The organism is Aeromonas sp. 55A (genome assembly GCF_051919665.1).
In the GTDB taxonomy this organism is placed as follows: domain Bacteria; phylum Pseudomonadota; class Gammaproteobacteria; order Enterobacterales; family Aeromonadaceae; genus Aeromonas; species Aeromonas veronii.
This window is the reverse complement of sequence record NZ_JBQBEH010000008.1, coordinates 2,999,768-3,012,512: the sequence shown is the minus strand read 5'-3', so window position 1 is coordinate 3,012,512 and position 12,745 is coordinate 2,999,768. Positions and strand designations below refer to the sequence as shown.

Genomic DNA, 12,745 nt, shown 5'->3' with positions numbered 1-12,745 from the left:
TTTGATGTTTCGATTTAGCTAATACAAGGAAGAAGCCATGACCCTGCTCAACCCGTTTTTCGGCGAATTTGGTGGCATGTATGTGCCCCAAATCCTTATCCCGGCCCTGCTCCAGCTGGAGAAAGCCTTTGTCGATGCCAAGGATGACCCGGCCTTTATCGCCGAGTTTCAGTCCCTGCTGACCGAGTATGCCGGTCGCCCGACCCCGCTCACCCTGACTCGCAATCTGACCAAGGGCACCAAGACCCGCCTCTATCTGAAGCGCGAAGATCTGCTGCACGGCGGCGCCCACAAGACCAACCAGGTGCTGGGTCAGGCGCTGCTGGCCAAGCGGATGGGCAAGAACGAGATCATCGCCGAGACCGGTGCCGGTCAGCACGGCGTCGCCACTGCGCTGGCCTGCGCCCTGCTCGGCCTCAAGTGCCGGGTCTATATGGGCGCCAAGGATTGCGAGCGCCAGAAGCCCAACGTCTTTCGCATGAAGCTGATGGGCGCTACCGTGATTCCGGTGCAGTCCGGCTCGTCCACCCTGAAAGATGCCTGTAACGAGGCGCTGCGCGACTGGGCCGCCAACTACGAGTCGGCCCACTACCTGCTCGGTACCGCCGCCGGCCCGCACCCCTTCCCCACTATCGTGCGGGAGTTCCAGAAGATGATCGGCGAAGAGGCCAAGGCCCAGTGCTTCGAGAAGGAAGAGCGGCTGCCCGATGCGGTGATCGCCTGCGTCGGCGGCGGCTCGAACGCCATCGGCATGTTTGCCGACTTTATCGATGAGCCGTCGGTGCGCCTCATCGGCGTAGAGCCGGGCGGCCACGGTATCGAGAGCGGCGAGCACGGTGCACCACTGGGTCACGGCAGCAAGGGGGTCTTCTTTGGCATGCACTCCTACCTGATGCAGGACAATCAGGGCCAGATTCAGGAGTCCTACTCCGTCTCGGCGGGTCTCGATTTCCCCTCCGTCGGCCCGCAGCACGCCCATCTGGCCGCCATCGGCCGCGCCGAGTACCCCTCGGTGACCGACAAGGAGGCGCTGGACGCCTTCCAGGAGCTGGCCAAATCCGAAGGCATCATCCCGGCGCTGGAGTCCTCCCACGCGCTGGCCCATGCCCTCAAGATGGCCCGCAGTGAACCGGAAAAAGAGCAGGTGCTCATCGTCAACCTCTCCGGCCGTGGCGACAAAGATATCTTCACCGTTGCTGACATTTTTGAGAAAGAAGGAACCTTGTCATGAACCGTTACGCACAACTCTTCTCCCGTCTGGATGAAGCCAATCAGGGCGCCTTTGTGCCGTTCGTGATGCTGGGTGACCCCACCCCCGAATTGTCGCTAGCCATCGTCGATGCGCTGGTAGAAGGGGGCGCCGATGCCCTCGAGCTCGGCATTCCCTTCTCCGATCCGGTGGCGGATGGCCCCACCATTCAGGGCGCCGCCCTGCGCGCGTTTGCCAGCCACACCACCCCGGACGACTGTTTCGAGCTGCTCGGCCGCATCCGCGCCAAGTACCCGGAGCTGCCCATTGGCCTCTTGGTCTACGCCAACCTGGTCTATGTGCGCAAAATTGACGGCTTCTACGAGAAGTGCCAGCAGGCGGGCGTGGATTCGGTGCTGGTCGCCGACGTGCCGGTGCAGATGTGCGCCCCCTACAAGGCGGCCGCCGACAAGTTCGGCATCGACAGCATCTTTATCGCCCCGCCCAATGGCGACGCCGAAACCCTGAAGCAGGTGGCGGAGCTCGGCAATGGTTACACCTATCTGGTGAGCCGCGCTGGCGTCACCGGCGCCGAGACCAAGGCCGGCATGCCGGTGGAGGGGCTGATCAATACCCTGCGCGAGTTCAACGCCCCCCCCGCCCTGCTCGGCTTTGGCATCAGCGAACCGGCTCAGGTGCGTGAAGCCATCACCGCTGGCGCCGCCGGTGCCATCTCCGGCTCCGCCGTGGTGAAGATCATCGAGACCCACCACCAGAATCCGGAACATATGCTCACTCGTTTGAAAGAGTTTGTGGAAGGGATGAAGGCCGCGACCAATAGATAAGGTTGGATTTGGGGTCAGCTGGTTGTGACCCTGATCTGCCAGTTCGCATAACCACGCCATAACCATGAGAAAGGGAGCCTGACCGGCTCCCTTTCTTCTTATCCGCTTGTACCCGCTTAACGCCCCCGGCTGTTTACCCCCTCTCCCTCCGGGAGAGGGCTGGGGGAGGGGTATTGCACATACCCAGCAGAGTGAACGACGCACCTCAAACGTCGCTAATGATAATTTTATTGATCTAGTGCAAATTTCCGTCAAAACAATCTTCTCGCCCTTCACCCTCCCCCATAAGATAGCCAAACGACAATCAACCTCTCAGCAGGGCGTAATGCCAACAATTATTACTATCTCATTAGTTAAAAGCAGCGAACTGGGGGCTGTTACTCAGGGGCGGTAGCATGGTTTTTGTAGGTTTGCTCAGATCGTAGCGAAGCCCAACAGACGATCACTATTGCGGATCTTCAAGACCACAGCTTATGTAACAAAAATATGGATAAAAAAGACAACTATTAGCTTGTGTGGAATAGTCTGTTTGGACGACAACTCCCAAGCACTAAGTCCTATGAGGGTCATAGATAACTTACAGTGTTATTTAAGCGCTCTCAATTAATCTGTTAAATCGTCTGTTAAGGAATGACAAATATGTTTATTCAGCATTTAAATAATGAGCAAGAAGCAACATTGATAGCTTTTACTAAAAAAATTATCGCTGTCGATGGACATATCGACGAAAAAGAAAAGCTTATGTTGGAAACAATTCGGTCTCAATGTGATGCCAACGTGAATTTCGATAGTAAACCTGAATTTGATAAACTAGATAGTTTATTTGAGTTTAAGCACCAAAAAGTGGCGTTTATGCTGGAGCTCATTGGTGTTGCTTATGCCGATGAAACTTATCAAGAAAGTGAGATTACTGTCATTAGGAATTTAGCAGAGACTCTAGATATTTCACCCAGTCTACTCACAGACATGGAAAATTGGGTGAAACGTCAAATGATTCTGGTTAAAGAAGCTAATTTATTCATGGAGATATAACGATGCCTTTACCATTCATATTAGCAGGTGTGGCCTTGGTTGCCGGTGGGTACGGTGTGAAAAAAGGTATCGATGCAAAAGAGGACTTTGACACAGCAAAAAGGATCAATAATCGTGCGCAGACTATATTTGACGAGTCAAAGGCTGAGCTAGAAGATGAGCGAGAGTCAACTCAGAAAGCAATGGAAAAACTAGGTCAAGCAAAATACAAAATTTATAATGAATCGCTCGTTCCCTTTGTTGACATTTTTTCAAAAATAAAAAATATCTCTTTTGATGACAATATTCTAGATGATGCGACAAATTTACCAGCTATGAGTGCTGGAGAGCTTGCTCGCATGAAAACTAGTGTCTTAGACATTAAAAATGTTCTTTCAGGTGGAATCACGGCTCTTGGTAGTGGTGGACTTGCTGGTTTAGCTGCTTACGGTGGTGTTGGTGTTTTAGGAACTGCTTCAACAGGTACCGCCATAGGCACATTAAGTGGTGCCGCTGCTACTAATGCGACTCTAGCTTGGTTAGGTGGCGGCTCACTCGCTGTAGGAGGTTACGGTGTGGCAGGTGGCATGATGGTTTTAGGTGGTGTTGTCGCAGGGCCTGTCCTCGCTGTTGGCGGAATGATGATGGCTTCTAAAGCTGAGGCTGCTAAAGAAGATGCATATGGTAACCTTGATAAGGCTGAATTGGCTTCAGAGCAGATGAAAGAGGCTAAAGTTGCAGCAAATGGAATACGCCTGAGGTTTGAAGAAATTACCAAAATTTTATGTAGCTTAGAGATTAGATTCCAACCATTACTCCAATCATTAAACGAGTTGGTAGAATCGAATACAAACTATAGTACGTACTCTGAAGAAGATCGTAAGGGTGTAATGATCGCAGCATCTACTGCAAAAGTTTTAAAGAACTTGCTGGAAACACCTATTATCGACAATGAAGGGACGCTAACACCAGAGTCTCGCAAGGTGTTGGAAGAAACCCAAAAAATGATTGCGTAATGCAACGAAATGGGAAGGCGATAATGCCTTCCCACTTGTTTAATCCAAGGCTTCCCCATCATGAAAAAAAAAGATGATTTTGTATCCATTCTGGGTGGATACACAGCTGACACTGCCACAAAGCGGTTTACAGAGAGAACATTCAAGATTTTTGAAGATAGTGAGCATTTAGTTGAACTCGCTCAAAAATGGAAGAATGTTGCTGCTGATAAGGCTCAAGGACATATGTTCGAACAGCTTGAAGTCATAAAATTCAACTTGGATGCTCTAAAAAAAGATAGTGAGCTTTTCGCCAAAACTACAGCAAGCATGGGTTTTCCAACAGATCCTGTTGACATTATCATTTCCAACGGTAAGGAAACCTTAAGGGCAGTGCAAGCCAAATCCTGTAATAGTGCTGCACGCAGTGCGTTCGCATTATCCAATGAAAAATACCAAGAAATGCAAAGATTGGCACCTAAAGACCAAGTCGAAAAAATTAAAGAGTTGCTTGAGAAGAGAATTGAAGCTGGAACTCTTAAGGCCGAAGAATACGAGCAAACATATAGAAATATAACGGAGTCACTCGAGCATGAAGATGTACATTCTTCTGGAACAACTTATGATGAGGCACTAAAATCTACCGATACAAATGTGGCTGCAGACATAGCTAATAAATCTAAACTGGAAGCTGCCTTTGTTGATATGCACGAGTCAGGGAAAAGGGCTGGAAACATAGGCGCAGCATTGAGTGGGGTGACCAGTACCGTGACAGAGTTTTACCAAGTTTATAACGGAGAGCGTGAACTAGGAGAAGCAACAGTAAATATTGCAATATCGACAGCAAAAGGTTATGCAACAGGTTATATAGTAACAGCACTAAGTAAAGGTATAACACATTCTGCGACACATTTTTTAGGTGATGGAGTGTCAAGAGCGTTAGCAAGAAGCAATGCCCCTGTCGCAATTGCATCAGGGATTATTAGTTCTAGTAAATCTATGATTAACTATCTAAAAGGAGATATAGAGCTAGAGCAACTTAGTGATGAAATTACACATACCGCGATAACTAGTTCGGCCTCATTCTATTATGGTGCTCTAGGTCAAATTATGATTCCTATCCCTGTCGTAGGTTCCATTGTCGGAGCAGGTGTCGGATATATGATTGGCACTTTGATCCATCAAGCAGGTCTAGTAGCTCTGGGTGATAGTCAATTAGTTAAAATAGCGAAGGAGAGAAGACTTCAGATACAGGCCCTTTGCCTTGCAGCAGCCCCTCAAATTCGACAAAATCGTATAGCATTTCAGCAGCAACTTGATCAGCATTTTGAATTAAGAAAAAAGTTATTTATATCTGCATTTGATTCATTTGATTTAGGGATGAATGATTGGGAACCAAATCAATGCATAGAGGCATTGAATACAATCAGTGAACAATTTGGCTCTGTATTGCCATATAAATCTTTTGAAGAATTTGATCAAATTATGTTATCAGAGGATTCATTTAAATTCTGATGAGCTACTCATTCCCTTGTTATCAATGTGGTAAATGCTGTTCTAACGTCCATCTATCTAATGAAACGAAGTTTCTTGATAGGGGAGATGGGTGTTGTAAGCATTTCGATTTAAATACAAAGCTCTGTTCAATATACGAAGATAGGCCTGATATTTGTCGGGTCAAACTACAGTATACATCTCGATTTTCAGAGCAATATACTTGGGAGCACTTTGTTGAGCTAAATTTGAAGATATGTATAGCACTTCCCGAAAGAGAGTAATCTCACGAATATGATCCTTTTCAGTGACGTTGTTGACTAAACCCGGAATGTTCATTTAAAAACCAGCTGACATGTAGAACGGGATCGTGCTAAGTAGTCTCTTCGATTCACATCACAGGGATAGTGGCAGCGATGAATGTATCAAAAGGCATCAGGCTGATTGCGAGCGTTATCAGCCTTTGGTTAGTGACTGGATGCATGGCAGAGGCCGCCTCTGCGCTGCCGAAACAAGAGCAATACGCGCTGATCTATAACGGGCCGATTTCTGATGGGGATAGCACGAAGGCGATTGCGGATGTGGTCAAGCAGGTGGGCTTGCCAGTCAGGTATCTCTCCAATATCGAGGCGCTGCCTGCAGAGCTCGATAATGCCAGGGTGTTTATCGTTGGCGGCACAGAGGACGATGTTGAGCCGCTCCTCAATGGCTTCACTGCGCAAGCGCGTTCGGCGTTAAAAACCTATTTGCAGAACGGTGGCCGCTACCTCGGGATCTGTGGGGGTGCCTTTGTGGCATCCACCGGCTGGTCAGAAGAAGAGGGCTTTGTGCCGGCGCTGGGCCTTGTTCCTGCCACATCCGATGATTATGACGGCGACTTTAGCGCCAGGATCTTCCCGATCAGCTGGCTTGGTGAAGAGCGCCAGATGTATTACCAGGCCGGCCCGCAATTTACGCCGGTGCCAAGCCCCGAGCAGGTCAAGGTCATCGCCCATTTTCAAAACCATCAGATTGCCGCGCTGATCAGCTCATACGGCAAAGGCAAGGTGGCGGTTTCCGGGCCACACCCCGAAGCCCCCGAATCGTGGAAAGAGAATGCGGTGGATGGCGACAAGATGGAGTCGAATATTCATTTAGCCGTTGGACTCGTCAACGAGTTGCTCTCCGAAGAGCCCGTCACGGCATTGTTTCCCAAATCAGCCAGCAAGTCATGACTTCGCCAGCCCCAGGTGACCGCTACACTCGGGGCTTTCTGACAGGTAGGCCAAGGGTATTCAGTTTATTTATGGCGCTGACATACGCCATGACTTCTCCCACTTGGCCGTTGTAGTTACGCAGACTGATTTTTCCCGCCAGCAACTGCTTGAACCGATACATTGCCGTCTCTGCCAGCGAGCGACGGTGATACCCCGATATCTTCTTCCAGTGCGCCAGCCCTTCCTTGCGCATTACCAGCACAGCCTCATTTCTTGGATGTCCCTTTTTCCAGAGTCCAGCGTTCTTGCGAGGCGGGATACAGGCTGTCGCCCCTTTGAGCGAGATAAGCTGATGGCTGGCTTTGCTGTCGTAGGCGCCATCCGCATAAACACGTCCCAGCTTACGCCGCAGAGGGTTGAGCAAGGTGGGCAACACCTCGGCATCATGGACATTTTCCAATGACACTTCTGCTGCCACGATATCGTGGGTTGCCGGGTCTACCGCCAGATGCAACTTGCGCCACACTCGCCGCTTCTCGGCGCCGTGTTTTCTGACCTTCCACTCGCCTTCGCCAAACACCTTCAGCCCGGTTGAATCGATAACCAGGTCGGTAATGCCTCCATTTGGGGGCTGTCGATAAGCCACTGTCACCGTGCGTGCTCGCTTGCTGACACAGCTATAGTCCGGCGCACACAGCGGTACGTTCATCAACTCGAACAGGGAGTCGAGTAGTCCCTGTGTTGCTCGCAGAGTGAGGTTGAAAATCCCCTTGAGCATCAGGAAGGTTGCGATGGTCTGGTCAGTGTAAAGCTGGCTGCGGCCCCGCCGCCCATGATGGTCGTGGTGAAACCAATTGTTCATGGCGGCGGCATCAACCCAGAAGGTGAGTGAACCACGGTTAATCAGGGACTTGTTGTATTGAGGCCAGTTGGTGATGGGGTGAAGCGACGTGCTCATGATGCAGATTTGAAGTGGATGCTGGTGATCAGATCACCAAGTTTTCAATTAGTTCCATTCAAACTGCATCAATTTGGGCAACAACGCCGCCCGTCACCCATTCGAAGTAGTCACGCCCCTACGCCCCTGGATGTGACCCCATTGCTCGGCCCGGAAGTCAGGCCATCCAATCGGCCGCAATCCATAAAAAAAACACCGACCTGCAAAAGGTCGGTGGTTTTTTTATCGGTGGTAGATAACGGGTAGCCGATATGAAGGGTTCGCTACCTCAACTTTCGCCCGGGAACGAGCACTACTCTTCCTGCTCCTCCGGTTGTCTCTCCTCACCCCGTATCTGTAGCAGCTCTTCGACCCTGGCTTGCCACTTGTCGTGGGCCTGTTTGCGCTCCTGCTGCATAAATGCTTCTCGCATGGTGTCGATTTTCTGGTCAAGTGTTTCCATCAGAGTGTCTCCTTGTGTGACCGCGTAAAGACTGGCTGACGGCGCGTTGGCCAACCTGCTCCCCTAATCTGACACCGCTAATGCCGTTACTGTCCAATCAAATAATCGATTGGAAATGCTAAAACCAATCTAAAAATCCTTTTTCTTGTTTATTCCACCACGCCAGCGCAAGGGAAACAGGCCGCTCAGAGCGTGATAATCCGGCACGCGGCCAACACATGATTGAGTGCGGTCTCCCCGTTTGTCAGGGGGATGGGGTGCCATCACCCAATCCGTCCGGTGAGGAGTACCGGCAGATTTCCGGGGTGTTGCTGTGCCCATGATCACACAGTCACAACTCTCGCCCTCCTCTCACCGCGCCCCCGCTTTTTATCATCTAGAGTTACCGGGCAGTGCAAAGCTGCTGATTTATATACATTCGCCGCCAAGAGGGATCTTTTTTCATGACCGAGCATATCGATCTGCTACCTATCAACACGGATGATGAGCAGGACGCAGGCAACCGTTACCTCTACTACACCGAAGGGGATCTGGCCCGCATTCTTGCCAATCTGGAACAGCTGCGCCACGCGGTGTTTCCGGCCGCCATCGGAGAGAGTGAAACGGGCGCTGCCGTGCCCCACAACTTTCCGTCCGTCTGTCTGGTGGGGCTGGGGCGCTGCGGCTCCAACATCGCGCAGGATGTCGCCTCGCTGGTCTACAACGCCCGCAGCTTTTATCTCAATGAGTTCAATAGTGAAGAGCAACGAAAGCGGGAGAAGGAGTTTGGTCCGGTTAGCTGGATCCGGCGCAACCTGCGACTGCCAAACAACGGGGCCCGGCCGGTCTTTCTGATCGAGCCCATGGTGATGCTGGGGGATCTGGACAAGGACATCGATGGCCGCATCCGCCACTCCAATCGCAGCGGCGAAGGTGGCTCCTTGCGTGATTACGCCAAGATGCGGGTGATGGACTTGTCGGAGATCCACGCGGGAGGCGCGGGTAACGCCCCTATCCTTGGCCAGTATCTGGCCAAGATCATCCTCAACAAGAGCCCCCACTACTTCGCCAACTCCGAGTGGCAGGCCATTCATACCTATCTGGTGGACTCCTGCGGCATCAAGGCCAACCAGTCCCGCCTCTATTTCTACATCTTCAGTGCCGGGGGCGGCACCGGCTCCGGCATGGCCTCCGAGTTCGGGCTGGCCCAGCAGTACTCCTACATGAGCAAGACCTTTTCGCCCCCGTCAGAAGAGGAGGAGCACCTCTCCCTCGGGGAGCACTTCATGTTCGATCCCATCTTCACCAGCGGTATCTGCATCCTGCCCAATATCTGTGATCGGGGTATCGAGATCTCGGAAGCGCTGCACATCAACGCGGGGCGCCTGCTGTGCAAGTATCTGGCCGAAGAGTGGGACTTCTCCTATCACTTCGACAACGAGCAGGCGTGCGATGCCAGCATGCTCAAGCGGATCAGGCCCTGGAATGCCATGATGCTGATCTCCAACGACATCATGCGCTACGCCGAAGAGAGCGACGATGGCGAGATCCAGCACGTTGACGTCAACACCATGGAGAAGTACGCCAACCAGTACATCTCCCAGCAGATCTTCAACATTCTTACCGCTCAGGCCGTCACCACCGACTACGACGAGAACTACTTTCGCCGGGCGGGCATCGATATCAGCGAAACCATTCGACTCGATGCCAACGACCTCTTTATGAGTCTGGCGGGGCCGGTGGCGGTGGCGTATGCCGAGTCCATCTCGCCCCCCTGCGGCCTGTTTGACAAGGAGGACGGGCTTAATGTGGACGATCTCTTCACCCGTTCCATCGAGCTGCCCCACTTCAACAAGATGACCCAGGCCATCGAGGGGATCAGTCTGCTGCCCATCGAGGCGGGCAACTATCGGGAGTATCTGGACGACTATGTAAAAAGTGGCCATGACCCGGCCCACCTCAACGAGCTGCACTTCTTCAAGAACTGCTCCTCCGTGGTGTCGATCATCTCCCTGCCCAAGGAGTACAAGCTCTCCTATATGGATCTCAACCGGCTCAAGTCTCACCTCAACGGGCTCTTCCCCAATACCACCCTCAAGCGCTATGCGCTGGTCATAGGGGCGTCGGCCAACATCTCCCTCACCACCCTGATCGTCAAGAGCCCCTGCCTGAGCGATGACTTCCTGACCCTGATCGTGGCCTTTATCAAGCGCTGCTTTGCCAAGGATCACTATCGCTTCGATGAGCATCTGGACAAGGCGGTGATCGAGATGATCTGCAATGAGGAGTGGAACGATGCGCTTCTCGACAGCATGCTCAACGAGTTCGAGAATCCGGCCAAGATCCTCGATACCAACTGGTACGCCATCAAGCCCATGTATGAGAAGAAATATCGGGAGCTTATCCGCGAGAAAGAGAAGTTCGTCTCCATCAACGATATTCGCCTCAGTCGTGAATCGGTGAAAAAGGCGCTGCTCTATCTGCGGGAGATCTATCGCCACCGGGTCAGCAAGACCCGGATCCTCTCCCTCAACCCACGGCTGGGGGAAGCAAACGCTCGCTAGCACCCAGCCCATAAAGCAAAGCGCCCGCCCCACATGGGGCGGGCGCTTTTTTACTGGCGCAGCCTCGTTTTATCTCATCAGAGGGAGACAAAGATCCCGGCCAGGGTGGCGCTCATCAGGTTGGCGAGGGTCGCCGCCAGCACAGCCTTGAAGCCCATATTGGCCACGTCGTGACGGCGCTCCGGCGCCATGGTGCCGATGGAGCCGAGCTGCACCGCAATGGAGCCCAGATTGGCGAAACCGCAGAGGGCAAAGGTGATGATGATCTGGGTGTGGGCGCTCAGATCCGCCTTGATATTGGCAAAGTCCAGATAGGCGACAAACTCGTTCATGATCACCTTCTGACCAATCAGGGATCCTGCCGCCATCATCTCGCTGGCGGGCACGCCAATCAGCCAGGCCACCGGGGCAAACAGATAGCCAAGCAGCTGCTGCAGGGAGAGATCGGCCCAGCCGAACCACTCGCCGACAGTGGTGAGACCGGCGTTGATCATGGTGATGACGCTGACAAAGGCCAGCAGGATAGTACCGATGGCTACGGCGATCTTCATGCCGCCCATGGCACCGCCCGCCAGCGCGTCAATGGCGTTGCTGTAGTCGCTCTTGTCGAGGGTGATCTCGGTCTGATCGCTCACCTGCTGCTGCTCCGGTACCAAGAGTTTGGCCATCAGCAGACCACCCGGCGCCGCCATAAAGGAGGCGGCGATGAGGTATTTAAGATCCACACCCAGACCGGCGTAACCGCCCAGCACCGAGCCCGCTACCGAGGCCATGCCGCAGGTCATCACCGCGAAGAGTTCGGAGCGGGTCATACCGGCGAGGAAGGGACGAATAAGCAGCGGCGACTCCCCTTGCGACAGGAAGATATTGCCGGTGGCCACCAGGGATTCGGCGCGGCTGGTGCCGAGCAGGCGGTGAATGGCGCCGCCCAGCACCCGGATCACCCACTGCATGATGCCGAAGTGGTAGAGCACGGCGATCAACGCGCTGATAAAGATCACCAGCGGCAGCACCCGCACGGCGAAAATAAATCCGTTGCTGGCCAGATCGCCAAACACGAAACGGATGCCGCTGTCGGCAAAGCCGAGCAGGGCGGAGACGCCATTGCTCATGGCACCGAGCATGATTTGTCCGGGGGGGAAATAGAGCACCAGGGCAGCAAAACCGGTTTGCAGGGCGAGCGCACCCAGCACGGTTCGCCAGCGGATGGCTCGGCGGTTTTCACTCGCCAGCCAGGCGATAAACATCAGGGCCAGCATACCGACCAGACTCAATAACAGTGTCATCTTGCACCTATGAAGAGAGGAGTTTCATATGGCAAGTCTGCAGACAGGCGTCGCGGGCGATCCGGCGGGAGAAGTGCCGACCCACGCGACACGCAGACCACAAACCTACAGGTTAGTGGCGGGTCCCATCCTGGGGTCATTCACGTTCCGGGTGACAGCATGTATCGGGTGACGCCAGCGCCGTCGCAGGGGGAGATGCGGCCGGGTGGCAGGTCGGGCGGCGATGCTACAGTGATCATCGTCACAGAAAAAGCGGTAAAACGATTGGCCGGAGTAACTTTTTCAACTTGTTCACACAACGAAACAGGGCCAGCGTGACGCTGGCCCTGTTTCAATCCGTACTTGAGTACTCAGATGATTACTTGAGGCGCTTGCCGCTCGAATCCACCACCTGCTCGCCATCCTCCTTGGCGAAGGCCCCTTTTTGCTGATCGGGCAGAATATCGAGCACCACTTCCGACGGACGGCACAGTTTGGTGCCAAGCGGCGTGACCACGATGGGGCGGTTGATGAGGATGGGGTGGGCCAGCATGGCATCGATCAGCGCATCATCGCTGAAACGGTCTTCCGCCAGCCCGAGCGCCTCGTAGGGGGGCACGTTCTTGCGCAGCAGATCGCGCACCGGCATGTCCATGGCGGCGATCAGCGCCACCAGCTGGTCACGGGAGGGGGGCGTCTCCAGATAGTGGATGACAGTGGGTTCCACGCCGCTGTTGCGGATCAGCTCCAGGGTGTTGCGGGAGGTACCACATTCCGGGTTGTGATAGATGGTGATTGCACTCATTT

General features: G+C 53.3%; 12 protein-coding genes. 8 read left to right on the top strand and 4 right to left on the bottom strand.

The features are described 5' to 3' along the window. Positions 1 to 37: 37 nt before the first annotated feature. The 7 genes from trpB to ACTG2G_RS18010 all read left to right on the top strand — a co-directional run bounded on the left by trpB (position 38) and on the right by ACTG2G_RS18010 (position 6,748). On the top strand, positions 38 to 1,231 hold the full coding sequence (gene trpB, locus ACTG2G_RS18040) for a tryptophan synthase subunit beta (protein WP_429213874.1): 1,194 nt from the start codon (positions 38 to 40) through the stop codon (positions 1,229 to 1,231). Beyond that, positions 1,228 to 2,034: a tryptophan synthase subunit alpha gene (trpA, locus tag ACTG2G_RS18035; RefSeq protein ID WP_429213873.1), complete on the top strand. Its 807-nt coding sequence runs from the start codon at positions 1,228 to 1,230 to the stop codon at positions 2,032 to 2,034. Before trpB ends, trpA begins: the two co-directional genes overlap by 4 nt. A 639-nt stretch (positions 2,035 to 2,673) precedes the next feature. Next, entirely contained in the window at positions 2,674 to 3,066 is a 393-nt protein-coding gene (locus tag ACTG2G_RS18030) for a TerB family tellurite resistance protein (protein WP_439985713.1), read from the top strand. Positions 3,067 to 3,068: 2 nt separating this feature from the next. Beyond that, positions 3,069 to 4,061 carry a hypothetical protein gene (locus ACTG2G_RS18025; protein ID WP_429213871.1) on the top strand — a complete coding sequence of 331 codons (993 nt, stop codon included), beginning with the start codon at positions 3,069 to 3,071 and terminating at the stop codon, positions 4,059 to 4,061. 60 nt (positions 4,062 to 4,121) lie between these two features. Then, a complete protein-coding gene (locus ACTG2G_RS18020) occupies positions 4,122 to 5,555 on the top strand; it encodes a hypothetical protein (protein WP_429213869.1) in 1,434 nt (477 codons plus the stop codon). Beyond that, the gene (locus ACTG2G_RS18015; RefSeq protein ID WP_080741217.1) at positions 5,555 to 5,818 is read left to right on the top strand and encodes a YkgJ family cysteine cluster protein; all 264 of its coding nucleotides are present in this window, start codon (positions 5,555 to 5,557) and stop codon (positions 5,816 to 5,818) included. Before ACTG2G_RS18020 ends, ACTG2G_RS18015 begins: the two co-directional genes overlap by 1 nt. 132 nt (positions 5,819 to 5,950) lie before the next feature. Beyond that, positions 5,951 to 6,748, top strand: a complete 798-nt coding sequence (locus tag ACTG2G_RS18010) for a BPL-N domain-containing protein (protein ID WP_429213867.1) — start codon at positions 5,951 to 5,953, stop codon at positions 6,746 to 6,748. Between the two features lie 22 nt (positions 6,749 to 6,770). Here the strand turns inward: ACTG2G_RS18010 and ACTG2G_RS18005 are convergent, their stop codons facing one another. Continuing rightward, a complete protein-coding gene (locus tag ACTG2G_RS18005; protein ID WP_270657252.1) occupies positions 6,771 to 7,688 on the bottom strand; it encodes an IS5 family transposase in 918 nt (305 codons plus the stop codon). A 292-nt stretch (positions 7,689 to 7,980) separates the two neighbouring features. Next, entirely contained in the window at positions 7,981 to 8,130 is a 150-nt protein-coding gene (locus ACTG2G_RS18000) for a hypothetical protein (RefSeq protein WP_005338159.1), read from the bottom strand. A gap of 443 nt (positions 8,131 to 8,573) precedes the next feature. Here ACTG2G_RS18000 and ACTG2G_RS17995 point away from each other — a divergent pair, with 443 nt between their 5' ends. After that, a complete protein-coding gene (locus tag ACTG2G_RS17995) occupies positions 8,574 to 10,673 on the top strand; it encodes a hypothetical protein (protein WP_429214525.1) in 2,100 nt (699 codons plus the stop codon). A 77-nt stretch (positions 10,674 to 10,750) separates the two neighbouring features. Here the strand turns inward: ACTG2G_RS17995 and ACTG2G_RS17990 are convergent, their stop codons facing one another. Further along, complete coding sequence (locus tag ACTG2G_RS17990; RefSeq protein WP_021230483.1) at positions 10,751 to 11,959, bottom strand: NupC/NupG family nucleoside CNT transporter; 1,209 nt, start codon at positions 11,957 to 11,959, stop codon at positions 10,751 to 10,753. 358 nt (positions 11,960 to 12,317) lie between these two features. Next, positions 12,318 to 12,743: a glutaredoxin-dependent arsenate reductase gene (arsC, locus tag ACTG2G_RS17985; protein WP_429214523.1), complete on the bottom strand. Its 426-nt coding sequence runs from the start codon at positions 12,741 to 12,743 to the stop codon at positions 12,318 to 12,320. Positions 12,744 to 12,745: the final 2 nt, after the last annotated feature.